General features: G+C 41.1%; 28 protein-coding genes. 13 read left to right on the forward strand and 15 right to left on the reverse strand.

All coding sequences use genetic code 11. The features are described 5' to 3' along the window. Nucleotides 1–22: 22 nt before the first annotated feature. The 4 genes from QXR92_06455 to QXR92_06470 all read right to left on the reverse strand — a co-directional run bounded on the left by QXR92_06455 (nucleotide 23) and on the right by QXR92_06470 (nucleotide 5,424). Nucleotides 23–910 carry a RimK family alpha-L-glutamate ligase gene (locus QXR92_06455; GenBank protein ID MEM0319638.1) on the reverse strand — a complete coding sequence of 296 codons (888 nt, stop codon included), beginning with the start codon at nucleotides 908–910 and terminating at the stop codon, nucleotides 23–25. Between the two features lie 144 nt (nucleotides 911–1,054). Further along, nucleotides 1,055–2,239: a class I SAM-dependent rRNA methyltransferase gene (locus QXR92_06460; GenBank protein MEM0319639.1), complete on the reverse strand. Its 1,185-nt coding sequence runs from the start codon at nucleotides 2,237–2,239 to the stop codon at nucleotides 1,055–1,057. A 10-nt stretch (nucleotides 2,240–2,249) separates the two neighbouring features. Beyond that, the gene (locus tag QXR92_06465) at nucleotides 2,250–2,978 is read right to left on the reverse strand and encodes a purine-nucleoside phosphorylase (GenBank protein MEM0319640.1); all 729 of its coding nucleotides are present in this window, start codon (nucleotides 2,976–2,978) and stop codon (nucleotides 2,250–2,252) included. A 46-nt stretch (nucleotides 2,979–3,024) separates the two neighbouring features. Beyond that, nucleotides 3,025–5,424 carry a DNA polymerase II gene (locus tag QXR92_06470; GenBank protein MEM0319641.1) on the reverse strand — a complete coding sequence of 800 codons (2,400 nt, stop codon included), beginning with the start codon at nucleotides 5,422–5,424 and terminating at the stop codon, nucleotides 3,025–3,027. 109 nt (nucleotides 5,425–5,533) lie between these two features. On the opposite strand from QXR92_06470, the gene QXR92_06475 reads away from it, so the two are divergent. The 5 genes from QXR92_06475 (at nucleotide 5,534) to QXR92_06495 (ending at nucleotide 9,921) form a co-directional block, all read left to right on the forward strand. Further along, nucleotides 5,534–6,217, forward strand: coding sequence for a hypothetical protein (locus QXR92_06475; GenBank protein ID MEM0319642.1), 684 nt, complete (start codon nucleotides 5,534–5,536; stop codon nucleotides 6,215–6,217). Then, complete coding sequence (locus tag QXR92_06480; GenBank protein ID MEM0319643.1) at nucleotides 6,174–6,449, forward strand: winged helix-turn-helix transcriptional regulator; 276 nt, start codon at nucleotides 6,174–6,176, stop codon at nucleotides 6,447–6,449. Before QXR92_06475 ends, QXR92_06480 begins: the two co-directional genes overlap by 44 nt. Nucleotides 6,450–6,561: 112 nt before the next feature. Continuing rightward, a complete protein-coding gene (locus QXR92_06485; protein ID MEM0319644.1) occupies nucleotides 6,562–8,112 on the forward strand; it encodes a hypothetical protein in 1,551 nt (516 codons plus the stop codon). A gap of 113 nt (nucleotides 8,113–8,225) precedes the next feature. Then, nucleotides 8,226–9,470, forward strand: a complete 1,245-nt coding sequence (pgk, locus tag QXR92_06490) for a phosphoglycerate kinase (GenBank protein MEM0319645.1) — start codon at nucleotides 8,226–8,228, stop codon at nucleotides 9,468–9,470. A 16-nt stretch (nucleotides 9,471–9,486) separates the two neighbouring features. After that, nucleotides 9,487–9,921 (forward strand): universal stress protein, encoded by a 435-nt coding sequence (locus tag QXR92_06495; protein ID MEM0319646.1) that lies wholly within the window; start codon nucleotides 9,487–9,489, stop codon nucleotides 9,919–9,921. Here the strand turns inward: QXR92_06495 and QXR92_06500 are convergent, their stop codons facing one another. Together QXR92_06500 and QXR92_06505 are read right to left on the reverse strand one after the other, a co-directional pair. Beyond that, a complete protein-coding gene (locus QXR92_06500; protein MEM0319647.1) occupies nucleotides 9,922–10,383 on the reverse strand; it encodes a hypothetical protein in 462 nt (153 codons plus the stop codon). Between the two features lie 58 nt (nucleotides 10,384–10,441). Further along, on the reverse strand, nucleotides 10,442–11,698 hold the full coding sequence (locus QXR92_06505) for an ABC transporter substrate-binding protein (protein MEM0319648.1): 1,257 nt from the start codon (nucleotides 11,696–11,698) through the stop codon (nucleotides 10,442–10,444). A 148-nt stretch (nucleotides 11,699–11,846) separates the two neighbouring features. Between QXR92_06505 and QXR92_06510 the strand changes: the two genes are divergently transcribed. Then, entirely contained in the window at nucleotides 11,847–12,767 is a 921-nt protein-coding gene (locus QXR92_06510; GenBank protein MEM0319649.1) for a branched-chain amino acid ABC transporter permease, read from the forward strand. 5 nt (nucleotides 12,768–12,772) lie between these two features. After that, nucleotides 12,773–13,825, forward strand: coding sequence for a branched-chain amino acid ABC transporter permease (locus QXR92_06515; protein ID MEM0319650.1), 1,053 nt, complete (start codon nucleotides 12,773–12,775; stop codon nucleotides 13,823–13,825). 104 nt (nucleotides 13,826–13,929) lie between these two features. Here QXR92_06515 and QXR92_06520 read toward each other — a convergent pair whose 3' ends face one another. After that, nucleotides 13,930–14,595 (reverse strand): orotidine 5'-phosphate decarboxylase / HUMPS family protein, encoded by a 666-nt coding sequence (locus tag QXR92_06520; protein MEM0319651.1) that lies wholly within the window; start codon nucleotides 14,593–14,595, stop codon nucleotides 13,930–13,932. Nucleotides 14,596–14,692: 97 nt separating this feature from the next. On the opposite strand from QXR92_06520, the gene glmM reads away from it, so the two are divergent. Continuing rightward, entirely contained in the window at nucleotides 14,693–16,057 is a 1,365-nt protein-coding gene (gene glmM / locus QXR92_06525) for a phosphoglucosamine mutase (protein ID MEM0319652.1), read from the forward strand. 2 nt (nucleotides 16,058–16,059) lie between these two features. Then, the gene (locus QXR92_06530) at nucleotides 16,060–16,455 is read left to right on the forward strand and encodes a Trm112 family protein (protein MEM0319653.1); all 396 of its coding nucleotides are present in this window, start codon (nucleotides 16,060–16,062) and stop codon (nucleotides 16,453–16,455) included. Between the two features lie 29 nt (nucleotides 16,456–16,484). Here QXR92_06530 and QXR92_06535 read toward each other — a convergent pair whose 3' ends face one another. From QXR92_06535 to gcvH, 8 genes are all read right to left on the reverse strand, one after another. Continuing rightward, entirely contained in the window at nucleotides 16,485–17,705 is a 1,221-nt protein-coding gene (locus tag QXR92_06535) for a TGS domain-containing protein (protein MEM0319654.1), read from the reverse strand. Continuing rightward, a complete protein-coding gene (rnhB, locus tag QXR92_06540) occupies nucleotides 17,663–18,280 on the reverse strand; it encodes a ribonuclease HII (protein MEM0319655.1) in 618 nt (205 codons plus the stop codon). Before rnhB ends, QXR92_06535 begins: the two co-directional genes overlap by 43 nt. Before the next feature lie 155 nt (nucleotides 18,281–18,435). After that, nucleotides 18,436–19,281: a sugar phosphate isomerase/epimerase gene (locus QXR92_06545; GenBank protein ID MEM0319656.1), complete on the reverse strand. Its 846-nt coding sequence runs from the start codon at nucleotides 19,279–19,281 to the stop codon at nucleotides 18,436–18,438. Beyond that, on the reverse strand, nucleotides 19,278–20,309 hold the full coding sequence (locus QXR92_06550; protein MEM0319657.1) for a DUF354 domain-containing protein: 1,032 nt from the start codon (nucleotides 20,307–20,309) through the stop codon (nucleotides 19,278–19,280). Before QXR92_06550 ends, QXR92_06545 begins: the two co-directional genes overlap by 4 nt. 86 nt (nucleotides 20,310–20,395) lie before the next feature. Beyond that, on the reverse strand, nucleotides 20,396–20,836 hold the full coding sequence (locus tag QXR92_06555; GenBank protein MEM0319658.1) for a hypothetical protein: 441 nt from the start codon (nucleotides 20,834–20,836) through the stop codon (nucleotides 20,396–20,398). Nucleotides 20,837–20,870: 34 nt separating this feature from the next. Continuing rightward, on the reverse strand, nucleotides 20,871–21,296 hold the full coding sequence (locus tag QXR92_06560; GenBank protein ID MEM0319659.1) for an Hsp20/alpha crystallin family protein: 426 nt from the start codon (nucleotides 21,294–21,296) through the stop codon (nucleotides 20,871–20,873). An 11-nt stretch (nucleotides 21,297–21,307) separates the two neighbouring features. Next, nucleotides 21,308–22,087 carry a PAC2 family protein gene (locus tag QXR92_06565; GenBank protein ID MEM0319660.1) on the reverse strand — a complete coding sequence of 260 codons (780 nt, stop codon included), beginning with the start codon at nucleotides 22,085–22,087 and terminating at the stop codon, nucleotides 21,308–21,310. A gap of 19 nt (nucleotides 22,088–22,106) precedes the next feature. Then, the gene (gene gcvH, locus QXR92_06570) at nucleotides 22,107–22,526 is read right to left on the reverse strand and encodes a glycine cleavage system protein GcvH (GenBank protein MEM0319661.1); all 420 of its coding nucleotides are present in this window, start codon (nucleotides 22,524–22,526) and stop codon (nucleotides 22,107–22,109) included. A gap of 130 nt (nucleotides 22,527–22,656) precedes the next feature. Between gcvH and gcvT the strand changes: the two genes are divergently transcribed. From gcvT to QXR92_06590, 4 genes are all read left to right on the forward strand, one after another. Then, on the forward strand, nucleotides 22,657–23,772 hold the full coding sequence (gcvT, locus tag QXR92_06575; GenBank protein ID MEM0319662.1) for a glycine cleavage system aminomethyltransferase GcvT: 1,116 nt from the start codon (nucleotides 22,657–22,659) through the stop codon (nucleotides 23,770–23,772). A gap of 93 nt (nucleotides 23,773–23,865) precedes the next feature. Further along, nucleotides 23,866–24,600, forward strand: a complete 735-nt coding sequence (locus QXR92_06580; GenBank protein MEM0319663.1) for a CdvA-like protein — start codon at nucleotides 23,866–23,868, stop codon at nucleotides 24,598–24,600. 73 nt (nucleotides 24,601–24,673) lie between these two features. Further along, nucleotides 24,674–25,585, forward strand: coding sequence for a hypothetical protein (locus QXR92_06585; GenBank protein MEM0319664.1), 912 nt, complete (start codon nucleotides 24,674–24,676; stop codon nucleotides 25,583–25,585). A gap of 12 nt (nucleotides 25,586–25,597) precedes the next feature. Next, complete coding sequence (locus tag QXR92_06590) at nucleotides 25,598–26,734, forward strand: AAA family ATPase (protein ID MEM0319665.1); 1,137 nt, start codon at nucleotides 25,598–25,600, stop codon at nucleotides 26,732–26,734. Nucleotides 26,735–26,865: the final 131 nt, after the last annotated feature.

The following is a 26,865-nucleotide window of genomic DNA, read 5'->3' on the forward strand; positions in this document are numbered from 1 at the left end:
AAGAGAAATATACAAAGCAATTTCACTTCCTTGCTAATTTAATGGCCTCTTCCACAAGCTTTCTTGCTGGATTCAATCCAAGATATAGTGCTCCTTTCCAATTAGGAGAAGCATTGGCCTCGAGCACAAATCTTTCTCCCTCAACGGATTCAGCAATGTCTATGCCTCCATAGAACAGCTTCAGAACATCTGCTGTAGACAGTGCTATCTCAGAAATTTCACTATCAATTTCTGCCTTTTCAGGTACACCACCTTGAGCCAGATTTGTTTTGAAGTGCCCCGGCTGCGCTTTTCTATAATAAGCAGCATAGATTTCTCCATTGATCACCAGAACTCTAATATCTCTTCCCTCCTTTTTTTCAATGTATTCTTGAAGGAGCAATGGCTGTCCCCACGCTAAGAGCTGTTTCAGCACAGTATATGCAATGTCCTCATTGTCAAGAAGCATTATTCCCCTTCCCAGGCTGCCTATTATTGGCTTTACAACCGTTTTTCCAAGCTTTCCAACCACATTTAGAGCAACCTGGAGGTCGTTTGTGACATAAGTTCTAGGGAAGTTAATTCCTCTTTTTTGCAGTATCGATGGCAGCATTGACTTGTCTCTAGCAAGTATGATTGAATCATAGCTATTTATCGTCATGCTTCCCTTTGATTCTATTATCCTAACGATATTTGTCATCCAGGTGAACTGCTCTATTGAGGAAGGAGAGCTTGTCCCCCTCACAAACACAATATCTGCATTCAGCTCCCTACCTTTTTTGAAAATATCAAGCGAGCCGTTGCTATATGCTACTGTAATATCCTGTGGTCTAAAGTATGTTCCCCCAACACCCAGTTTCTTTGCCTCAAACAATATCTCTCTGCATGAAGGAGGTGGCGTAGCGCTTGGATGCATCACCGCTATTCTCATGTTTTTGTCACTTCACATAATCCATTGAATGATACTTTATTTCAGCATTTATAAGCTAACCTATTTCTCTAATAAAAAATTTCCTCATTTTATCAGGAAGAGTTTGAATAAATTAAAGTTCAACATATTCCTTTCTTGGAAAATTCACTCTACCCTCATGAGAAAACCCTTCAAGTAAAGAAGCCCGCTGTCTTCGCTTCTTACATATGGAATAGCATTATACTCTGAAGCATGAAAAATGACCCTCAGGGTGAAGCCGTTGCTTCTGGCAGCTTCTCTCAGCAATTTCAAGAGCTCTTCTTCCCTTAAACTATGGCTGCAGCTGGAGGCATATAGTAGACCGCCTGGTTGTATTATTTTCATTGAATTTCTAAACAGATTAGCATAGGCCCTCATCCCTCTTTCCTTGTGCGATAGAGTTGGTATGAAAGCAGGGGGATCTGCTATTATCAGGTCGAATCTCCTTCTCTTCGCTACTAAGTTTTCCAGAATCTTTTCAACTCTTCCTCTTATAATCTCAAACCTTTCCTGAAAACCATTTTCAATCATGTTCCTTCTAGCAATCTCCAGAGCAATTTCATCTTCATCTACAAGGATGCTACTTGAAGCACCAGCTGTAAGGGCCGCCAGGGAAAAGGATCCCGTATATGAGAAGAGATCAAGAACTTTGAAGTCCTTCAAGTTCATCTCACTTATCTTTCTTCTAGCTTCTCTCTGATCTATATAGAAGCCAGTTTTTTGCCCCTCCCCATAATTTACGATTACTCTGTATCCATTCTCCTCGATCACTACTTCAGGCGGGGGTGCTCCGATTAAGAACTCCCTGAAAACAGGAAGACCAAACGCCTTTCTGCCTCGCTGATCATTCTTCAAGTATACTCTTTGGCTTATTCCAAGCTCTACAATTTTTCTCGCTAAAACAGACGAGCTGCTATCCCATCCAAAGCTTGAGCTCTGTAGGACTGCAGTGTCTCCAAAAACATCAGCAATCAAACCTGGAGTCCCATCGCTATCAGCATAAAGAAGCCTGTATCCTTTTTCTGGCCTTTCTCCCCCCATCATTCTCAGCTTATATGCCTTTTCCAATCTCCATTCAATTATATCCTCGAGGCTTCTGGAGTCATTCTCTGAGACATATGCCAAAATTCTTCCTCCAATGGGGCCAATTCTCTCGTAAAAACCCCTTGCCACGATTTCATCTCTTAGTACAAATTCAACAAAGCTTCCCTGAGGAACTGCTGGGTCTTCCTTAATCCATTTCGAATATATTGTATAAGCTCTTCTAGAAAGGAACTTTTCAGCCTTTTCCTTGAGAACAACTTTATCCATTTTCATTTCCTCAATATGTGGAAAGGACCTTCGCCACAGATTCCCCTATCTTTACCATATCTCTATTGACTTTCTCACTTCCCAAGAGCCCCTTCGCTCCATTGACTAGACTATCTGTCACGTACAAAACACAAGCTGTCCTGAAACCTCTCATCCATCCGAGAGCCGTCAATCCAGCGCATTCCATTTCTATTGAAATAAATCCCAGCCTACCCAGTTCTTCTGCTTGTTCTTCGCTTTCAGCATAGAATGCGTCACTGCTAATTATTGGTCCCACATGGACGGAAAATCCGCTTCTCTCCAGCTCTTCCCTAAGAGGAGCTGTTAGCTCATGAGATGTTGAGTTCGGTGGAATTACGTCTCTTGGATAATATTGTTTCAGAGCACTTGAATTGAAGTGTCCTGCCGCTGTTGCCACTACCACATCTCCAATTTTTACTTCTTTTCTCAAGGATCCGGTTGTGCCAACTCTAACTATTGTTCTTGCTCCCAGCATATTCAGCTCCTCGAATACAATAATAGCACTTGGCATCCCCATTCCATGAGTAACTATGCTCAGAGGAATTCCTCCATATTTTCCCGTGAATGAAAGTAAGCCTCTGTTTGTATTGACTACTCTTGCCTCCGAGAGAAAGGCTTCTGAGAAAATCTGGGCTCTGTTTGGGTCTCCAACGGCTATCACTTTTTCTGCCAATAGCCCCTTCTGAATCTTAAGATGAACAGGTTCCCTTATCTCCAAATCTAACATCACCAAAGAAAAGAAAAGGAAAAGCACTTTTTAAATGTCAAGACTTCTTACCGAGGAAATCCATCAGAGATTTTTGCGCATCCTTTCCAGATCCCTTCAACTCCGCTTCTTTAACCCCAAAGTATTCTAAGATTCTCATTGCTGCTGGCACTATTTGGTGATCCGAGTAATATTCAGTATCTACTTCATCTATTGATGCTGCAAAATAGGGCTTAACTCTTTCACTAATTTTTCCTGAACCCTTTGTTACAACATAACCAACTTTGTCTCCCGGAGAAATTTTAAGCCCATAGCTCTCATAAAGTCTTGCTGCTGTGACATGAGGAGCATCTACTTCATATTCATCAATCTTCTTTGTGATAGTCTTCCAAATTATCAATTTATCCATAGGAATCTTTCTATCTTTAAGTTTTGCTATTACATCCTTCACGTAGGCTATCGCCTTCTTGGTGCTCATTTCTTCCAGAATGACTCGCGATACTTCCACCTGTATGTCCTTGGCAATCTCTGACCAATCCCCTCTTATAGCCTCAAACCCAACAATATCAATTGTTCCATCTACAGTGAGTCCCACATACCTTTTTTTAGCTTCAGTGAAGAAGAGCCTCTTGTAAATCTTGTCTACCTTTATTTCAAGTCCTAGCTCTTTATCTATCCAGCCAATTAGCTTCTCAACAAGCTCTGGCTTGTTTTCCACGAAGAGGCTATCTGTATCACCATAGATCACATTAAGTCCAATTTTCTTGGCCTCATTAATTGCAGAGGTAATGTTTGCCCTCCCCCACGCTGTGATCGCCTCTGCACATTCTCTGCAGTACCATCTAGCTGCCTGCCATCCCATGTATCCATATGTAGCATTAGCAAGCACCTTCACAGCCTTCTGCCTTTCATCTAAGATAGAATATTCGGGAGAACCTATTTGGAGCTTCTTCATCTCATCTCTCATTTTTTTCCTTGCTTGAAGCAGTTCTGTGAGAACACTCTTGAAGAATCCCTGCGGCTCTTTCCTGAATTTGTGCCCAACATCAGGGGCTATGAAGCATTTTTCTGGGGAGCAATCCTCATCTTTTACTAGCGTGTCTGGACCAACATTGTACTTTATCATTATGTTGGGATACATGCTAGCAAAGTCCAGAACTGCCACATTTTCATGAACTCCAGGCTTTGGCGAAAGCACTATAGCTCCTTTGTAGCTCTCTCTTCCTCTCTCCTCTCTGTTTGGAACAAGCTCTCCATACCTGAAAGCCTTTCTCATTAGATAGTATTCCAGACGAAATCCAACGCTGGCAGCCATTATTTGATCCAATGGAATTCCTGTCAGTCCAGACAGCTGTATTCCAAATGGAATGAACTTCTCAGCCAATCTATACGTTGAAACAACATCATCTCTATTATATGCTAGAACCTTGTTTGCTTCCCTATCCCCGGAATCCCAGAGCTTTGGTATTTCATACCACTCCAGCAAAACTCTATCGCTCTTTTTCATAACTCCCATATATTCTGCTATTTCGTCCAGCGTCTTTCTCTTCGTGCCAGTCATTTCCTCAACGAAATTGAAGATATCAACATTCAATCTTCCCTGTATGCTTATATGCCCCATCACGCTCATTGAAGGGGGTGAGTTCTTCTTCCTTCCTAAATCAAGGTCAATTTTCAAGTTCTTTGCTCGCTCCATCAAATATTGCCAGTCGAATGAATTAGTGTTATATCCTACAATTAGATCGGGATCGATCTCTCTAATATACGAGGCAAATTTCTCAATAATCTCTCTATCAACCTTCTCTCTCGAGTAAAACTGAGCTACTCCTCCATCCATCGTTCCTATAATTATAATAGGATCTGAAGAAGGCCTCGGAGTGCCTGCTGGAGAATATACCTCAATATCAAATGCCAGCATTTTCAGCTTAGGAGGAGTTGCCTCAGCCTGAAGCTCTCTGGGGCCATCAAGCATTTCGAAAACTTTTTCGACTCTATAATCATTGTTTTCAATTTCCCTCACCTTTGCGGCGTACCATCTGAATGGCTTCATATCGTGATCTATCATGTATCTCAATGAGAATCTAACATCTGCTTCTAGCACATCATATATGTTAGGTATGCTCCTTATGCTGTCTCTCAATAACCTAACTTGTTCTGGAATTTCAACTTCTACTTTCAACACATCCATTTCTTTTCCAAAGTACTTTCTTTTCTCGATAGAAATCTTGGAGGAAATTCTCTTCGAATTGCAAATTCTCTCTATATCTTTTTTGACTTTCTCTATGATTTCACTTTTCTGCACCGGAAGCGCATAGAAATATGGACGAAATCTCCAATCTTCTATAACCGCATTTTTTCCATCTCTGAGCTTTGACCATATAACTATCTTTGGCTTTTTTCCCTCAATTTCATAGCTCACATCGAGCGGTTGAAACTCAATTTCACTTTCCTGGGACAATTCGAATCCCTTCCCTAGCACTCAGAAAAAGAATCTATAAATACCTTGTCAAAATAACTTTTTTAAAGTAAAGCTATATAAAAGCTTAATCAGCGAAGGGTTGATGAATTTGAGTAAAAGAAATTTACGAATGATTTTTATAGCATCAATACTTATATTTACACTGTTCTATTTCCTCAGTGCTTCGAATGTGAACGCTCAGTCCTCTGCAAATTCATCTCAATATATACTCATAGATTTCAATGGGTTTGGTATAGCATCTGTAAAGCAAACGATAAATGTAAATGATATTGAAATTGTTGAAGCTCTAGGAAAGCTTCTCTACATTAATGCAGTCTCTCCTTCAAATCTAACTTATTATGTTGAAAATAACACCATAGTTCTTGTTCCCCCTTCTGGATTCACTGGGACAGCTGAGATCGACTATGTCTCACAGCTTGCCTTTCCTTCTGGCAATGCATGGATATCCAACTTCACAGCCCTCACGAACTGCACGGTACTTCTTCCCATAGGAGCCATCCCACTCGATGTAAACCCCATCCCCAGCAACTTCTCAATAACAAACAACAACAGGTTAGCTTTAATGTTCCCTCCAGGCAATATCTCAATTAGTTACACTCTTGCCGCAGGTCAGACAACAACTAGTCCCCCAACTCAAACAACAACTCAAGCACAGACAAGCGGCGTCGGAATCTTCTCCCAATTCATCTATGCTCTTCTTTTCATAATAATTGCTCTTATCATAGCTATTGTGCTTTTGCTTAGGGGGCGATTTTTTCGCAGCAAAGGATAAGGAGGATACAGAGGAAAAAGAAGTAATAAAAGAGGAGTTCCTCGACGAGAGAGATAGAGCCATAATATCTCTATTGAGAGAGAGGGGGCTAATGACCCCAGGAGATCTGATAAAGGCAACTGGGATACCTAGATCGGCATTTTACAGAAGGATAAACAGGCTGAAGAAAGAGGGAATAATAGAGCAGATATCAATAGCTGGCAAGATATATTATCGTCTGAAGGAGAAATAGCGTCCCGCCCTTGTTCCGAATATGTTCCGGAGTAGTTTATTAAAAACAGTCTTATTTCAAGAATATTTGGTCGACGAAAATGGTGGTCGATAAAAGGTTCATGGTGAACCTGATGAATCCAGGAAAAATCATATACCCAGCAGGACTGCTATCTCTATTACTAGTAATATTAGTATCTCCTCTTTCCGGAATTGCCTATGCTGCTTCAACTGCTACTTCAACAACAAGCCCAATAACAACTACTCAGAGCAGCTCTCAGGACACTGTTCAGCTCTCCATAGAAAGTATAAACAATACATTTTCAATAATAATTTCCAAACTCAAGGAGCAGGGTTATAACACAACACAGCTGGAGCAGACAGTTTCACAGATGATTCAAGCAATACAGAGTGGAAACTATGCTCTAGGAAGATCATTGTTCATAAAGGCTGTTGACTATGTTTACAAGCTAGAGGCAGGGACCCTCATATATAATCAGACTGAGCTTATGCTCAGAGTTCAGCAGCAAATACAGAACAGAATTGCTGAACTGAATCAGAGCATTTCAAATATGACATTCCTATCATCCGAAGTTAGAACAAACCTAACTCAAATGTTGCAGCAAGCTTCACAACTTTTGCAAAGTGGAAACTATTCAGGAGCAGCCATGCTCATGGAGAGAGTAATGGTTCAGTTGAGGGAGATGAGCAATGCTCTAAATAGAGAGAGAGTCATGACAATGCTGACAACCATGGCTATAGAGAGGGCGAATGAAATAAACAATTTGAGCGGAAGGCAGATCATTGATGAGAGAAAGCTCGAGCTGAACGAGAGTGAAATAACAAAGTTGGCATTAAAAGTCAGAGGGCTAGGGATGATCGAGAGAGAGGTAAAGGAATCATTTGCTAATATGAACATATCCTGGGTGCTCAACACATCAGATGAGGATGTTTTCAAGCACCAGATGGGAGACGTGATGATAGGAAAGGCCAAGGAGCTACCAGAAATGTTCTTTGTGACATCTTCAGTTCTTCTCAGAACAGCTGAGGCGAGCCTCGAAAGGACAGGAAAAATGAACAAGGATATGCAGTCATATATACAAAGCCTGCAGGACATGATTCAACAGGAGAAAGCAATTATTAATCAATCAATAAGCGCCGCAACTGGATTGATGGAAGGAAATGCCTCATCAATATCCATCATAAACCAGAGTATAACCCAGGCCCAGCAGCTCCTTAGCCAAGTCAATAACATGAAGGTTCCTCAGCAGCTTCAGAACGTGAAGGCTCTGATTGTAAATTCACTGCAGCAGCTCATTAGGGAGTTGACCTCACTGCAGAGAATATCAACTTCGCTGGAAATGCTTAGCAAGAATGTTCTGCTGAAGGGAATAGTACTGGAAATAAACGGCAATAACCTAACAGTATTAGGGGTCATTTCTCCAGGCTCTCTAGTAATGGGAGGATATATGAACGGAATATACAATAAGCAAAGTATAGTAATGCTTCCTACTAACTGGACGATAGTAGTGACAAATACAACAAAGATAAGTGGGGAGCTATCCACATATGCTCCAATAAAAGTGCAGGGAGTAATAGTTGACTCAGTAAACCATGTAATCTATGCCAGCAAGATATTTACAATAAATAATACCCTAGCAGAAGAATCAGTCAATGAGGACTAAACCAAGAACTCTATTTTTCTATTATAATTTTAAAAATCTTTTTTACTTCTCTAATCAACTAGCAATTTATATATGAACATTCATTTCCAATACTTTTTACTGGTGTTATCCTATTGCGCAGGCGAATCGCAATAGCAAAAGATCAGGATGTTTCTGGAAAGAAAGTTCTTCTCAGAGTCGATATAAATTGTCCAATATCAAGAGATGGAAAAATCCTCGACGACTATCGAATAAGAATACATTCGAGTACTGTTAGGAGGCTCATTGAGGAAAATGCAGCTGTCGTAATCCTTGCGCATCAAGGCAGACCAGGAATGGATGACTTCATAGACCTTTCTCAGCATTCCACCATCATGAGCAGGATTGTTGGCACAGATATACAGTTTGTGGATGACATTATAGGTCCTGAAAGCATTTCCAGGATAAAAAAGCTCGAGCCAGGAGAAGCACTTATGCTGGATAACGTTAGATTTCTAGCTGAAGAAAGCATAGAGGCCTCAGGTGAATTTCACGCAAAGTCGTACTTAGTTAGAAAGCTTGCACCCCACTTCAACTTCTTCATCAACGATGCATTTGCTACAGCCCACAGAAAGCATGCCAGTATGGTCGGCTTTCCGTTTGTCCTTCCCTCGTTTGCTGGAGACATAATGGAAAAAGAGGTTCTGGCACTGAGCAGTATAAAAGATCCCTCGATTTCACCAAAAGTCTTTGTTCTAGGCGGAGCTAAATTGTCTGATAGTATAAGAATACTCAAGAATATCCTAAGTAACAGCAAGGAGTCAATAGTTTTACTAACAGGTCTTATCTCTGAGCTTTTCTATCTATCCGCTGGAAAATATCTCGGCAAATCAAGCAAGGAAAAGCTCGAAAAAGCAGGTGCGCTTGCATTGATTGGCAATGTCAGGGAACTTTATCTAAAATACAGAGACAGAATTTATCTTCCTGTTGACTATGTTCTGGAAGATGGAAGTATGATAAGCGTTGGCAGCAATAGGGCTGATGAAAAGCAGATCAAGGATATAGGGCCAGAAACTGTTAATTTCTATGAAGATATCATGCGGGAAGGAAAAATAATTGTCATAAGGGGTCCGGCAGGTGTCATAGAGGAAAAAGAATTTAGAAATGGAACAATCAGTTTAATGAGAGCAGCTCTCAGAGGAAATGCGAAAGTAATAATAGGAGGAGGACATCTTAGCTCATTGCTGGATGATCTCCCAGAAGAGGAAAGAAGAAAAGCTCACAACAGCACCGGAGGAGGGGCTCTCCTTCTCTTTTTGGGAGGGGAAGACCTTCCAGCAATTGATGCCCTCTCCTATTCAGCTGAAAGATTTAATTTGAGTGGAATTGAACTTCCCTAGAGGAGGTAGAACAAAAATGGGAAACATAGCAGAAAAATTCCAAGACAGAGCATTCCTGTTAAGCTACATGTTCAGAAAAATACTTGTTCCCTATGATGGTTCGGCAAATAGCGAAAAAGGACTGAGAGTGGCTTTGGAGCTTTCCCTCATTTTAGGCTCGAAAATAACCTTAGCTTATGCTTGCGAAGTAGGAAGATGTGACGAACAGCTATTAAAAAGAGCAATGCAGATAGCAGAAAGCAGGGGGGTTAAAATTGAAACAAAAATAATAGAATATAATCCAGAGGAAAGCAGTGAAGCTTCGGAAATAGTTAAGGAAGTGAACAACAATTCATATGACCTTGTTGTTGTAGGTGTAAGAGGGAAAACAGAATATGAAGGAGTTGAAAAGGGATCTGTAGCAGCCAGCCTCTTCGTCAACACTAATATAAGCTATCTGTTCGTGAAGTAGCTACTTCTTTCTCTGCATGCCTCCTAGCTCCGATTCTGCCTCGATCATTACAAGCTCTCCCTTGAGCTCGTCCAAAGCCTTTCTGATTTCCTCTATCTCGGCCTCATGAAATTGTGTCATTGAAATTGCCTCTTTACCCATGCTTGTTGGCTTCAGTTTCTTAGATCTCCCCACTGTCTCTAGAAACTCAACATATAGCAGAGATATAACATCATCTTTTAAATTCTTGCTCACAACGGAGTTCCCAACTGCAAAGAACTTATAGCCAAAAGAAATTCCTTTTTCATTCAATTTATACATCAGAAAGTTCAATCCTTTTTCCGAAATTTCGCCAACCATATCGATTATCTTAAGTAGCTTCATCAATCTTTGGTTCTGCATTACCTGTTCTCTTGTTATTACCTGCTTCGTTTCAAATTTTACTTCCTTGCTCTTCTTTTCCTGTGTGCCGGACGCAGACATTTCTTTCCCCAATTAAACTTAAAACAACCCAATTATATAGCTTATCAATTGAAAAAAATTAAGAGTTGAGAGTTACAGTTCCAGTGATTGGGTCAAAGGTTCCAACAACATTCCAAGTTACCTTCCCGCTATTATCTTTCTGGAGCTCAACGTAAGAGTATGCTCCATACTGCCTATCTCCGTTCTGATCAAATTTCAGCCATCCGCTCAATCCGAAATAGTGCTGGGCAAATAGAGGAAATGCCTTAGTCAGCACGCTTCCGCTTGTGGTTCCTGTTTGCACAACTGTGAGTGCTATGGCCCAAATTCCATCGTATAGAGCAAATGTCGCTCCACTTGGTCTGTTCCCGGTCAAATTCTCATATCTGGCAATGAAGCTATCTTGAAGCTCGTTGTAAGGGACAGTATATGCTACATTTATATATCCAACTCCACTGTTTACGATATCTTGGCCAATTACATCTCTAACCTGTACATCATTAACAGTTCCATCTGAACCATACCATCTGACGCTCATGAGGACTGGATAGTTCTTGGCTGCATTAAATATGGCAATGAAGTCTCCAGGAAAGCTCAGCGCTAGAACGGCAGTTGAAGTCCTATTTTGAGAGGAAGATATGAGATTTGCTAGATTTTGAACTTCAGCAGAATAATCTTTAGCATTGGGATCGTACCTAATTGAACCAATAATAGTTCCTCCAAGAGCAACGAAGTTCTGTCTTGTAGCATTGAATAGTCCATCTCCCCAATCATCTCCTCTATATATAATAGCAACATTTCTTATTCCCTGTAGCCACATAAGGCTGGCTATAGCTCTCGCTTGTCCTGTATCTGGTGTTTCCAATCTGAAAACATTGTCTGGAATTGCTAGCTGAGGAGCTGTGGAAGCATATGATATCACAATCATATCGTTTTGCCTTGAGAACTGCATTACAGCTGAAGTAGCAGAGCTTGTGTATGTGAAGAGAATTTTTATTCCCCTAGCTGCCAGTGTCTGAGCAGCAGCCAGAGCCCCATCAGGCGTTGATTTATCATCCTCGAAGTACAGTTTTACCCTGTATTTGCTCCCTATCTGTGAAAGATAGGAATTTACATCGCTCTCTGCGAGCTGAGCAGCAGTTCTGTAGAGGGGACCATATCCCTGCAATGAGCCCGAGAGAGAGACTTCAACACCAATCGGTATTTCTATTGTAGTATTTGATGTTGTTGTACTTGTCGGCGAAGCAGTTTGATGTGAAAAAGCTGCATAACCTACTCCCAATCCAGCTACCAGACCTACTACGAGGAGTACTATTCCAAGTGTTATTCCCTTCATGATCAATCATTCCCCCACAGGATGAACAGTAGACAATATTGTTAACTTAACGGTTTAAAAATTTATCTAATTGGTTAAATTTATAAAACCCACAAGCTGATCCAGTGATTATGTCGTTACCTATCAAGGAAAAAAAGGGTAGTAGGGCATGATACCAATCGATCTTCTTACAAATGCTCTGACATATAGCAACATGCTTGTCCTGATGTCTCTCGGTCTAACTTTCTCGTACATTACGCTTAAAGTTCCCAACTTTGCCCAGGGTGATTTCATAGCCATTGGAGCATACGTAGCATATACTTCATATATTTTTTGGAATGTAAATCCCTATTTGACAATTCCTTTGGCATTTCTCCTTTCAGGGGTCATTTCCCTTCTCCTCTTTTTATTTATATTCAGTCCGCTATCGAAAAGAGACTTCAAATTAACAGATCTAATAATAGCTTACTTCGCTGCTGAAATGATAATAAGAAGCGGTCTGCTCATCTATACAGATTACATGCAATCGACTACTGCCAAGTATTTTTCAAATGTACTCGTACCAATGCAGCAAATAATGATAGGTTCGATTAGCGTTTCCTATCCACTGCTCATGTCCATTATTCTCACATTGACTATATTGATTACTTTCTCCTTAATTCTCAAGTTCACTAAATTGGGAGTATCACTCAGAGCTGTGATATCGAATCCCGAGCTGGCAAGAGCTTATGGAATAAATGTTGAAAAAGCATACGCTATTTCCTGGTTCCTCGCTGGAGGAATTACAGGAATGACTGGGCCAGTTATAATCACTTTCTTTCCAACAGATCCCAACATTGGCTGGACGTTTCTTATTAGGATATTTGCAGCGAGCATAGTTGGAGGAATCGATAGTCTTCTTGGTGCTGTTATAGGAGGTTACTTCGTTGGCATGAGTGAGGTGCTAGGCATATATATATTGAGTCAGCCTCCTATTGGAATACAATCAGTTTACAGAGTTCTCATCCCTTTCACCATGATGATAATAACTCTCCTACTGATGCCAAGAGGAATCGTTTCAAAGCTTAGAATTCCCAAATTTTTGAGGTGAGTACAATGGCATTTCTTGGCATTTCAGATCCTTTCAGGTTTCTGATCGATATAGGAAGCTTCTTTCTAATTTATTCTATACTTAGCATAAGCATGAACCTGGACTATGGATTCGCTGGAATTCCGAATTTGGGGAAGGTCATGTTCTTCGCTATGGGGGCGATTGTAACAGGTTCGATCTCTCTTAGGCTTATATCGGCGATTTCCAACCTTCCCCTGACAGATTTTGTCACTCAGAACATCGAATATGCAATTCAAGCATCTGAGTGGCTCGGCGAGAGGCCCATAGAGTCAATACTGATATGTCTACTGCTCATCGGACTGTCAGCATTAGCTTCAGGGATTCTTGGCATTCTGGCTTCTCTTCCGGCAATCAGATTGAAGGAGACATATCTTGCTATTACTCTTCTAGTGACAGGTGAGATTCTAAGGGTTATTGCCAGCTACTATCCACCGCTAATTGGAGGCACTGTGGGGACACATGTTCCAGACTTCTTCTCATGGTTAGGGGTAGGAAGGGCCCATGATATAGCAATTTTCATGTTCATGGGAGCATTCACGGTTCTAGCCTATCTAGTTAGCAGATTTTTTGCTATATCTCCCTTTGGCAGAATAATGAGAGCTCACAGGGAAAATGAGAGTGCCCTAAGTTCTCTTGGCAAGGATCCTTCCTATGTTAGAAGGAGCACACTTTTCCTATCTTCAGCACTCGCCGGTATTGCTGGAAGTCTATATGCAATATATTCAGGAAATGTAAATGCAGGAGACTTCATTCCTGACAAAACGTTCATGCTGTCCCTAATTATAGTCATAGGTGGAATGGCCAACATAAATGGCCCTCTCGTTGGTAGCATCATATATGTGTTCATAGACAGATTAATAAGACAGGCAAAGTTTTTCATAAGCGTTCCATTCGATGTAAACTATCTATCTATAGGCCTTATGGGAGCAATCCTACTTATTTTCTTCTTTCTGAGGCCTAAGGGAATACTACCAGAGAAGCCAATTGTTTTCGAAAAAATGCCTGAGGGGCTGCGGAATAGAAGGAAAGAAAACTGAATATCCAATCTTATAAATAGCGTTTCTTCACTGCATAGCAGGAAGGTTACTTATAAAAAATCTCAAGCATAAAAGCTAATTTATTTGGTTTTCATATTAGGAAATCAAATCCCCATTTCTTTCAGGAATTTTCTTGCCTCCTCTTTTGGATCGCTGCTCTTTACAATGGAGGATCCAGCAACAATGATGTCAGCACCTGCCGAAACAAGCTTCTGAGCTTCCTCAGGCCTTATCCCGCCTGCTACTGAAATTATTATGTCGCTCATACTCTCCTTCAGCTCTTTAATTATATGAAGGAAATCTATTCCTCTCATCTTTTTCCCAAGCTGTTGATCTATTCCTGCATGAAGTCCGATGATTCTAATACCTATTCTATTGACTCCTCGTGCTCTCTCCAATATATTGGGAACAGATATCAAATCAACTTGAACATCCCCACCCAGCTCTCTTGCTCTTGTGAGAGCCTCAAAAATTGTATTATCATCCGCTGCTCCAAGGACTGACATGATTTTTGCTCCGGAACCTATTGCGATTTCCGCTTCCAGTGCCCCAGCATCCATAGTCTTCATATCTGCAAAAACTATGTTGTTTTCGAAGATTTGAGAGAGCACTCTCACCGATGTAATTCCACTGGATTTTATGAGGGGAGTTCCTACCTCAATTATTACCCTCTCATTCACAGCTACAGCATTAGCAATTCTAACTGCCCTGCTGAGATCAATAACATCAATAGCAACTTGGAGATAAGGAGGATTTTTCAGCAGATTCAAGGCTCTTCACCAAGGTTAACTACGTTCTAGCAACATTAAAAAATTGGCGATTCTGAATATTATTGGCAGGAAAATGAGCATAGGAAGGATGAAAATTATGGGAAGGCTGTTTGGCACTGATGGAGTGAGAATTGATCTGAGAGATGGAATAGATCCATCGTTCTTCTCATCTTTAGCTCAGTCAATCTGCGAGGCATTTGGAAAGGGGTCCATCTTTCTTATTGGAAGAGATGTTAGATATGCTGGTGATATAATATTTCACAGCATGCTTTCTGGTTTATTTTTAAGTGGATGTAGAGCATTTAATGCTGGTCTTGTTACAACTCCCTCGCTTCAATATGTGATAAAAGAAGAGGGGTACTTTGATGGAGGAATAATGATAACTGCCTCCCACAATCCTCCAAACTACAATGGAGTAAAGGTCATAGACTCAGATGGCATTGAGGTTCCAAGAAAGAAAGAAAATGAGATCGAGGAGATTTTTGCATCAATGTTGCAGAGAACCAGAAAGACTCCCATCCATGAGTACCATTTAGCTGATTATCCTGGGACAATTGAAAAATATGTCAATGGAGTTGTTTCACATGTTGATGATGAGCTTATAAGGTCGAGAGAGCTGAGAGTCGTTATAGATGCGGCTAACAGCGTTGGCTCCTTGGCACTTCCCAAGATCGTTGGACGCCTCGGTGGAAAAGTGATCAGCCTAAATGCTCATTTGGATCCCTCCTTCCCAGGAAGAGAACCTGAACCAACGCCAAGCACGCTCGCTGTTTCCTCTACTCTTACTAAGGAAGTAGGAGCAGATATGGGAGTAGCTGTTGACGGGGATGCTGATAGATCGATTTTCATTGATGAAAAGGGTTATGTGTACTGGGGAGATCGGACGGCGGCAATTTTTTCCCTATACTTGAAGGAAAAGCATCCAGACTTGCCAGCAAGAGTTTACACGGGAGTGAGCAGCAGCTCCTTCATCGAGAAGGTATTGAAAAGTGCTGGCATAGAAGTGGTTTGGATGAAGGTAGGAAGCGTGGACATTTCCAGAAGACTGAAGCACGAGGGAGGTTTGCTTGGTTTCGAGGAAAATGGTGGTATAATGTATCCGCAGCATCAATTTGTCAGAGACGCTGGGATGGCTACAGCATTGATGATGGAAATTCTGGCAAGAGAAAAGAGAAAGCTCTCAGAGCTTTACTCGATTTTTCCCAGAACATATTCAATAAAAACTAAATATCCTATTCATAGCAAGGAGCAGGGAGCTCTCATCTATGAGAGAATAAAAGAGAAGTACTCAAACGAGAAAATAATAGACATAGATGGCATAAAGGTAATAGGAGAAGATTACTGGTTCCTAGTAAGACTAAGCGGAACTGAACCAGTGATAAGAGTTATGATAGAGAGTGAAAGAGAAGGAGCGGAAAAAAATATTTTGAGAGAAATTGAAGAACTGCTTCAGGCTGATTAGAAATGAAATACAGATTGCTCGATATACTGGCTTGCCCCATGTGCAAGGGATTTCCTCTGGAGCTAATTGAAATTGAGAAAGAGAAAAGAGAAAGGAACCTGCCATCTAAGCCTCCGCTCTGCGAACTGTATTGCTCCTATTTACAGAAAGATATCAGAGAAATGAAGGAGGAACCCCCATGCGGGGAGTGCTTTAACTATGAAATAAAAACAGCTGTTTTGTACTGTAGGAAGTGTGGAAGGTGGTATCCTGTCATAAATGGGATTCCCCACATGCTCCCGGACTATATAAGAAAGGATGAAAAAAAGAGAGAGCTGGAGTTTCTCAGAAAATATGAAGCATTTCTTCCAGAAAAGATAACTAAAAAGGCCATTCCCCATAACTTATCTCAAGAGTAAATTAAGATGCAGAATGCTGTGAGAGGTAGCTATCCTCTCACATATATTTCTACAATGTCCCCATCTTCAACTCTGTGATCCAACCCAACTCTCTCTCCATGAAATTTTACACTTTTTCCATAAATCTTAGCAAATCTAAAACCTCTCAAAATTTTTGAGTGAATAGCTTCAGCTACATCTCTCACGGTTGCTCCTCTCTTCAAGATCAGAGGTCTCTTTGCTACCTCACCATTCGGCTGCTTTGTGTAAACTCTGATGATGTCCAGCAATTCAAACATTTTCCTTCCTAAGCGATCTAGCTCTATCCCTGTGCTTGCTGAAATATAAAGCACTGGAAACTCATTCTCTACTTCAGCCATCCTCTCTCTAATGTTATTGTAATCCACCAAATCTATCTTGTTTACCAAAATTATTCCAGGCTTGTGCATTTTGTTCTCCAGTATTTGAGCCTCAATATCATCCAATGAAACTTCTCCCCACACTTTCACAATAGCATGATCTATTTTATACTCAGAGAGCATTCTTTTGACATCATCAAAACTACCATCCAATATCTTGCCATTAACTATGAGATTTATACCTCCCTTGCTAACTCTCTGAATCTCCACTTTCCCTTTTGGCTTCTTTAGAATTATGCCGTTTTCTTCAAGTTCTTCTATGGCGCTTTTTGCAACCTTTTCAGGATAATTTGCTGCATCGAGAACTAGTAGAATCATGTCTGCATTTCTAGCCAGTCCTATTGTTCTGTTATACCAGGAAATTCTCTCATTGCTCCCAAATGGAATGCTTGGAGTATCTATCAATTGGAAGTATATGTCCTCGAACTTCATCATGCCAGGCTTTGGCAGCCTGGTTGAATACGGAATACCAATACCTTCATAGCTCACGCCAGTCAGCTTGGAAAACAATAGCGATTTTCCAGATAGAGGAGGACCTAGCATGACGATCTGAGCTGCTCCCGATTTTTCTATGTAGAACTTTGGGCCTGAACCTCCACTTTTCTTCTTCCTCTGTTCTTCCAATTCCTCCTTTAGCTGACTCAGTCTTCTAGTGGCCCAATACATGAGATTTTCTGTACCCTTATGCTTGGGAACAGCCGAAATGAATGCTTCCAATGCAGCGATTTTTTCTTCTACAGTTCTCGCTTCCATGAACTTTATCCACTTTGCTCTCGCTTCAGGAGGAAGGTTCGTTGGCATCTGCCCAGCTACCCCTCCCCTCTCAGAAAAGGACTTGCCTTGGACTTCCACTTGTGTCTTATCAGAAATGAGGGAAGAGTCCTCGGGTTATCCTTCAGCCACCTCACGGTTAACTTATCTCCTGGATAGCCAGATCCCTCCAAGCCGTATTGCTTTCTTATTTCATCTATTTTTCTATCTCTTATTACTTTGGCAACAATACTTGCTGCTCCCACAGCAGTGAAAGTTGAATCACCCCTCTTAACCATTCTAATCTGCACATTTTCGCATGCTTCAATTGTGCTTTCTTTGCTACCAACAACATCCGCAATAATCTCGCTCGGTCTCACTCCAGCTGATATTGCTTGGCATGCTAGAGAAATAAAGGCCCTTTTTGTCAAGTTATTCAAGTTCTCTCTATCTATTTCCTCAGGATTCACAATTATAACATCGTGCCAGAGAGACAAAGTAAGTATTAAGTCGAAAAGCTCCTCTCTTTTCTTTTTTCTAAGTTTTTTGCTATCCGTGACTCCCATTTTTGCCAAGTGCGTTTCAGCTGAACCAGTAAGAGCAACTGCTGCCACTACCATTGGCCCTATGAGGCTACCTCTGCCTGCTTCATCCATCCCAACCACAATTCTTTCCAATTAAGGCACCTCCTCCTATGAACTCGTTGCCGCAAAGCCCTTTCATTCGATATATAAATCTGAGGGAAAGGATTTTTATGCAATGATGCATTTTTCCTTGATATTTTATTCAAATTGTTTTTAAATCCCCTTTCGCTTTTTGCTTTCCGCTTTTTCTAGAAAGCTGAAATTCTAGCTTCTTTCAACAGGCTCAATTCTCTAATAACGGTTTCAATATCGGCATCTACGAGCCTTTCATCTTTGAAGAAAACTTCGAGCGTCACAAAGGGATCTCTCCCTAACTTTTCCAAGATATTCAAGGACTTAGCGAAATACTTTTCATAACCAGAAATCCTCATATGCTCGACGACATTTCCATTGATCTTTGCCACACCATGTACATGAACAACACTTGTCTTTTCGGCTATCGAACTTACCCAATCGTTAATCATGCTCTCCACCATTGATAGCTGATTTTCCCCATTGCTGATGAGCCTTGCCACTACGTGTCCCAGATCGAGGCAGGCATTTCCATCTAGCTCTCTCAATAACTGCACGAAGCTTTCCTTCACTGCAAGAGGACCGTATGGAGCGTTCTCAACAGCAAAAATTATACCAGCATCTTTAAACTTCTCTGCTGCATCTTTCATTTCTAGTATTATTGGAGATAGATAATCTCTATTGCCGAACCTCACTTTCTCCCTCGTCGAAAAATGAGCAACTGCGTATTTGAAATCCCATTTTGTCATTACTTCGAGCAACCTCATTATATAAGCAATAGCCCCCCTTCTCACTTCCTCATATGGGGAAGCAATGACCAAGTCTCTCCACGGAAGATGTGCACCTAAGCTGAATCCCTGATCCCTTAAGAGCTTCATTATTTCATTGAAAGAATTAGAATCCCAGAAGGGCCAAGGATACTCCAAGCTAACCTCAATATTCTCAAATCCCATACTCGAAGCATAGCTAAGATCTCTCTCATTTATTCTTGATTTTGGCCATATGCTGAATGAATACTTCATATTGCTTCATCACCAAGCAATACTTTCTTCAGTGGGATGACTGGGTGCTCCAATATCTTACTGGCTTCTATTTTTTTCCTTTTTATATTTCCTTCCATAACATCATATATGAATCTTAGGGCATCCTTTGAGGATAGCGCCCTGTACAGGGGAAATCCGAGCTCGCGAAGTCCAGAATCAACATCCAGCTTGAGGGGAAAAAGAGAGATGGAGGGCACCCCTAAAAGAGAAGCCTCTCTGGACATAGTTCCTCCACCGCTAATTGTAGCGATGCTGTAGTACTCGAGATCCAGGCCAAGCATTGGTTCCCCTATCACTTCAATATTGGTTCCCTTATATCTCTCTGAATCATCTTCATATCTAGGAACAAGAACAACCCTCACCTTTTTTGCCAGTTCCTTTACAAGCTCCTTAAAATCTTCGAATCCCCAGCTATAATATGACGCGAATATCTCTGGAGGTCTAACCAATACGTAACTATATGGTTCGAGGCCAAGTCTCTTCACGCTGCTTTCCGATGGAGAATATCCGTTTACCCAAGCAAGCTCTTCTACTCCCTTGTACCTCAAGAGAAAAGTTCTACTTCCCCTTGGAACATATGGAAGAAATTTCCCCTTTTCGATGAAGGATGAAAAAATTAGATAGTTGGATAGAGGAACTGTCAGAAGATGGACGTGAGCAGCATGTGGGGTATCACTATACAATACAATTTTTGAACTTAGTCCAAAAGCTATCCTGACGGAAGAAGGGCTCGGATATGAAACCAAGTAATCAGGGGAAAAATCCCTAATTAGACCAACTAAATCCTTCATCCTCTCTATATCTCTCAAGAGCTTGTCGAACTTAGTCCTACCATGCGTTCCTACAAGTATAGCCTTGTTTCCAAGGAGAGAATTAATTCTAAAAATTTCCTCAGTTTTCCTTGCCGTTATCATTACTTCTGCTCCCATATCCGATTCGAGGATAGAGGCAAGCTTGGAAAAGAGAAGAAGCTGCTTTGGCGTCAAGGCATCCATCCATATACGCATTTTCCATCCCAAGGCAATATGCTCTGCTACTCTCCTTTTGTAAAGAAGATAAAATCGTTAACTAGTTCATAAATCAAAAGCATGTGCTATTTTTTCTCAAATAGTTCAACAATGTAATCATCTCCACTTTTTCTCCTGCGCATGAGCATCTTGGATAATGCCATGAAAGCAATAGTAAAAATGAGGGAAAAAAGAGATGAGAATTTAAAAGCAGCTGTGAAATCGCTCCATCCAGCTATCCCCAGCATCGATGCCATGATCCACAGTATTACAGAGATAGCAGTGAAAAAAACTAGCACAATTTTCCCATTTTCTTCCACTTTTTTGCCAATAACTTTCAGAATTTTTACATAAGCTAATAACATGATGAAGAAATAGAATAGGTATGGCACTACAGGGAACCATTCATGGAGCCATTCAGACAAGAGCCATAGACAAAAAAGAGCAATTGTTGCCACAAATATCACAGCATATAGAAGGGCACTTGTAATCAAATACCATTTTATCTTTTCTCTTTTCCCGCTCATAGCTTCACACAATTAACCCCAACTTCAGCAATCATTATGACCTGGGCATCCTCACAATTATTCTGCCTTTTTTAAAAGAATATGACATTCTCGATACATCGCATTCGGTTGGAATCGAAATCTCCTTGTAGTAGCTGGAAATCTCCTTCCTAATTGTGCTATATCCAAGCTCCTCGGTTCTCACAGTCTTTCTCATTTTACCCTCAATTCTCATTCTTCCCTTCTCTGCCTCCACACTTATGCTTGAATTGTCCAGCAATGGAGCATCTATAATGACAACGCACTCATTTTCTAGTAGATATACTTGGTGAAGAGGCTCATCGAACTTTATTTGTGGGAAAAATTCCCCGAATAGTGGAGCGCTTGTTAAAGAGAAAGCGCTTTCCAGCTCCTTTTCAAGCTCTTTCATCCTTCTCCTTACATAGGATCTTAGGATTTCAAATTCATCATCCCATGACATGAGACCCTCCCTCACGTATATAGCATGCTCGGTTGAGCTTCAACGCTCTTTCCAGTTTGACTCATCATTCTCGCAGTCTGCTTCATCAGCTCCTTGTTTCTAAGCCTTATGAATTCTGCTTCTTCCAGCAACTTTTCTATGTTTATTTTTGTTCCTATTAGCTTTGATAGCGCTTCAACAGCAACTGATGCTGCTTCAGGGTCCGGAAGCTCTGGAAAGGTTTCAGCCAGGAGAACAACGCTATTGAGCCTAAACCTTCTGGATTCCTTCAGGAATATAGCGAATGGGCCAAGTATAGCTCCCTCAGTAAATAACTGAATGTTTTTATCGCCTATCATTTTTTTCATTTTGTCCCCTGAAAAAGCGGCATACACTTGGGGTTTCTCCTTGTTAATTCTATCTGGCGTTCCAAGACCAGTAATCCCCACAATAAAATCTATCCTCCTCCTCATAGCGTATTCCAATAGAGCGTAGCTGAACATCTGTATAGCTGCAGGAACTATTGGAATTTCAGATGCCACTATTAGCACCCCATCTTTCCTGAAAATTTTTATTGGAGGCTTTGCTTCGCCATCTCTGACAAAAACTACAGGAGGATTCAACCTAGGAATATCTATTCCGCCAACTTCGGTCGGATTCAGCTCTCTAATTAGATGGCTTATTGATATCCCACCTACAAGCCCAGCATCTGGGAAGCCCACGATGAGATATGAAGGAGACGGCAGCTCTATATCTTCATATTCTTGAAAAATCACACCCTCAATTTCCTCCTCGTTCTTTATTTGAGGCATAAATTATTCCCCTACTATGTTATTTTTTTGCTATTCTCTCCTTTATTAGTTCTGCATACTTAGTTGGTGAAAGCAGCTCGGCAATTTCTTCCTTGTTTTGAATTTTTATCTTAACTATCCATCCGCTCTCATAGGGATCATTGTTTATCAGCTGTGGTGCTTCTAGCAGCGTTTCATTTACATCCACGATTTCACCCGTTAGAGGGGAATATACATCTGAGACAGCTTTAACCGAGTCCAAAGTAGCAATAGCATCCCCTCTCTCCACTCTTTTCCCTTTTTGGGGAAGATCGACTCCAACTATATCTCTCAGCTGTTTCTGAGCGAAGTCTGTTATCCCCAAAATAGCTATTTCTCCATCGAGCTTGACCCACTCATCCGTTTTTGTGTAAAGCAAGTCATCCCTAAGTATATAGTTCTTTATCTGTAAAATACCCAATTTTATCACCACTTTCATAAGTGCCATTTACATGGCCTTATTATTTTCCAGTATAGAGTACTATCGGATTTTTCTCTGAGTAAGCAAATTTATAGTTTGTCTTCAATACCAAAGATCGGTGAGTGAAAAAATGAAGGAAATTCCCTTGAAGAAGCTTCACGAACAATTGGGAGCAAATTTTGGAGAGTTTGCTGGCTGGCTGGTCCCAATGGACTATGGCTCAGTAATTCAAGAACATCAGTCTGTAAGAAAATCAGTTGGCATATTTGACATCAGCCATATGGGTAGAATAGCAATCAGAGGAGAGGATTCAATTTATTTGCTGGAAAAAACATTCACGAAAAAAATCCAGAAAACCAAAGAGGGATTCATGAGTGGTCCCACGCTGGCTCTCAATTATTTTGCCAGAGTTATAGATGACGAAATGCTCTATAGGGTTAGCAATACGGAATTTCTGAGTGTTCCCAATGCTGCATATAAAGACAGAATGATTGGGCATTTGAATGAAATCGCGAAAAATGAGAAGCTGAGAGTAACAATAGACGATCTCACAGACAAATATGTAATGTTTGCTGTTCAGGGCCCCAAAAGCCCCGAAGCAATGGAAAAGATAGGGTTGAAGGACGCTCTAGAACTTAAACCCCTTCAGTTCATGATACAGAATGCTGACATGCAAAACGGGGTTTACTTGATAAGCAGAAGTGGTTGGACTGGTGAGGACGGATTCGAGCTGTGGATCAGGGTAGAAAAAGGAGAGGAATTCTATAGAAAATTACTAGAAGCAGGTGCTGTCCCAGTAGGAATTGCTGCTAGGGATTCTCTGAGGATGGAAATGGGATTTGTACTTGGTGGAAATGAATATGGGGAAGATCCTAGGCACTATCCGTGTGCTACATCTCTGAGATATGGAATGGGAGCCATTGATTGGGATAAAGTCGGATTCATTGGGGAAGAAACCCTTAGAGCCTGCAGAAGAGAGGGAGCTAGGTGGCTGAGATTTGGCTTCATCATGAGAAAAGAGCATAGTAGGTACATTCCAAGAAAAGGGAGCAAAATACTTGTGGAAGACATTGAAATAGGATGGATTACAAGCGGAAGTTTCAGCCCTGTTTTGGAAAGGGGAATTGCTCAGGGATACATTGACAGCAGATATGCGATTGTGGGAGAGCATGTTGAAATAGTGGATGAGAGAGGAAGGAAAGGAACAGCGAAAATAGAGGACTTCCCGCTGATAAATAGAAAATAGACTTTTTCAAGCTTTTTTGGGAAACCATGTCCCGTCCCTTTTAAACTTTTCCTACAATGAATTTATAATAGAGAACAATCGGTGTGAGTGGCAATGGTCACAAATTACACAGTTGATAACCTTGACAAATATGTAGGTCAAAAGGTAAAAGATCCCTACCAGAGGGTAATTGGATCACTGGCAAGCCTATACAGCGACATAGACGGGAATGTAAAGGCTGTGGAAGTTCTATTTGGCGACTCTTACTTCAAGACAGTCCAAGCTGATAGAATCCTAATTCAGAAAGACGAAATAGTGCTTCTTCCAGATTGGAAGTACTCAGCACTTAGAGTCATTGAAAGACTAGAAAGAGCAAGAAGAAGAGCCAAGGCCCTTGATGATCTCTATGCTAAAGGAGAGATAGCAAGAAGCGCTTATGAGGAATTCAAAGGGCAGGTCTCAAGAGATCTAGATTCGTTGAAGAAGGAGGCAAATGAAGCGAAGGAAATGATAAAGAAGAGGATTGGTGAGCTCGAGGACCAAATAGTGGAGATAGAGAAGGCCATAACAGCTCTGAAAATGAGCTACATTGCAGGAGAAATAGGAGAGAGAGGATACAAGCCAGCTGCTGATATATTGAGGCAGAACAAGGATAGAAACCTTGAAGAGAAAAACGAGGCAAAGAGAATACTCGATTTAATAGCAAAACTGGAAACACAGAACCTTGATATTGATGCGGTTCTGAAGGAAATATCTCCCTCAACCACCGAAGGAGTTCAAAAAGGAGCAGAGCAGCCAATAGTGGTGGAGCTTCACGAACAGCCTACTGCTCAGAGTGGAACAGCATAACATGAGGAGAAAACACAAAATCACCGTAGCAACAGCTCTCCCAAAAAGTGGGGAGGGGTCTAGGTGTTAGAATATGTCTTCAGTCATTGATAGAGGAGGGAAAAAGGGAATACTGTCCTGGTTCAGAGGACTGCTAGGTGCGGAGTCAGATAGGAGAGCTGACTGGGAGGAAATGCTTCAGGACATAATGGTTAGGTTGAAGAACGAGCAGGACAAGTTTGAAGAACTGGAATATAGAACAAAGAAGAGGATAGATGAGCTCTTTGCTAGGGCTGTTGATAATTTCAAGCTGATGAACTCTGCTACAAAGGAAGATGAGAGAGGCACCTATCAGAACCTAGGCAAGGTCTATGCGGAGGAAGTATATGAGCTGAGAAGCTTTCTGAAGGCAATCCGCTTCACAAAGATAAGCTTGGAAAGAGTAATTCAGAGGCTTCAAACTGTAAAAGACATTCACGACTTTCACGCAGTCCTGGGTCCTGTAGCAAACATGCTAAATGGAGTGAAAACAGAAATATCTTCAATATTCCCGAAAGCAGGTGAAACCCTAGATGAGATAAATAGGCTAATAACCGACATAATTGTAACAACAACTTCGGGAAACCAGTACAATGCAAGCCACAACTTCCTTCAGAATGAAGATGTTGAGAGCGTGATAAAAGAAGCCTGGAAGCAGGCTGAGAACAGCGTTGAGGCCGAACTTCCTGAGCCAGAGAAGCTCAGACCTCAAAATGCTTCCCAGCGGGCTCAGCAGAAACAAGTAGAGAAAAAAGCTGTACAAGTTCCAATACAGACAGTTCCATCAAATTCCAATGAAGAACTTGAGCAGTTGGTGCTTGAGGAAATAAAGAGAAGCGGGGGAAAAATTTTCGTCACAGAAATATCAGCGAAGCTTGGGATTGATAAGGAGAAAGTCTATGAAGTTCTTTACAATCTGAGTAAGAAGGGCAAAATCAAGATAGCCTCTCCGGGAAGAACACAATAATAATTTTTCGAGGTGATTTTTTTGGCTTTCCCATATTTACAGGAAATGGCAACTAGGTATGCCAGAGCAGCAGTAGCAGCTGATAAGGATGGAGACTATGATGCTGCCATTCAGAATTACAGGAAAGCCATAGAAATACTTACAAAAATAGTGAGAATGTATCCAGACAGTCCTCTCGTTTCCACTTATCTTGAAATGATAAAAAGCTATGAGAAAAGAATACAGCAGCTGCAGAATGATGCTGAAGCAGTTGGAGAATCCAGAACAAAGGGATCGGAAAAGAAGGATCTCTTAGAGGATATAGTTCTAGCGCAAAAACCAAACGTGAAGTTTGATGACATAGCAGATCTCAGGGATGCCAAGCAAGCCATAACAGAGGCAATTATATATCCAATAAAGAGGCCAGACCTCTTCCCACTTGGATGGCCAAGGGGGATCCTCCTCTTTGGACCTCCAGGATGCGGAAAAACCATGCTAGCGGCAGCAGTTGCCAATGAAGTAAATGGCTATTTTCTCTATGTAGATGCTGCCAACATAATGTCCAAGTGGCTTGGAGAAGCTGAGAAAAACGTCAGCAAGATTTTCAAGTTTGCAAGAGAAAAAAACGAGGAAGGATCTCCGGTAATAATATTCATCGATGAGATTGACGCATTGCTGGGAACATTCTCTGGAGAAATAGGCGGCGAAGTTAGAGTGAGAAATCAATTCTTGAAGGAAATGGATGGAATTCAAGATAAAGATAAGAAATTCCATATCTATGTAATAGGAGCGACGAATAAGCCATGGCAACTTGATGAAGCCTTCATAAGGAGATTCAACAAGAGAATATTCATACCACTTCCAGACAAGGAAGCTAGAATGCAGCTATTCAAGCTCTATACAAAGAATCTTCCTATTTCAAACGATATTGACTTCGACAAGCTGGTTGAGCAGACAGAAGGGTATACTGCAAGCGATATTAGAGATGTAATCCAAGCAGCTCATATGAGAGTAATAAGAGAGTTCTTCGAGAAGAATCTAGGAAACGGAGAACCGAGAGCTATAAACATGGAGGACTTCTTGGAAATATTGCGCATAAGGAAGCCCAGCGTTGATCCCCTCTATGTTAAGAGGTATGAAGCTTGGTTTGAGAAATTCAAGGCATTATAACACGGAGGAGATCCCCCCAAATATTTCAGCAAATCCCGTTGAAAAAATTTCCATGCGGATTTTTCAACTATTATACCTATTTCCTTTTATTGGAGCTAAGTGCTAAGCTGGGCTCTCTTTTGTTCTACTTG

Source organism: Fervidicoccaceae archaeon (assembly GCA_038734945.1).
In the GTDB taxonomy this organism is placed as follows: domain Archaea; phylum Thermoproteota; class Thermoprotei_A; order Sulfolobales; family Fervidicoccaceae; genus ARK-14.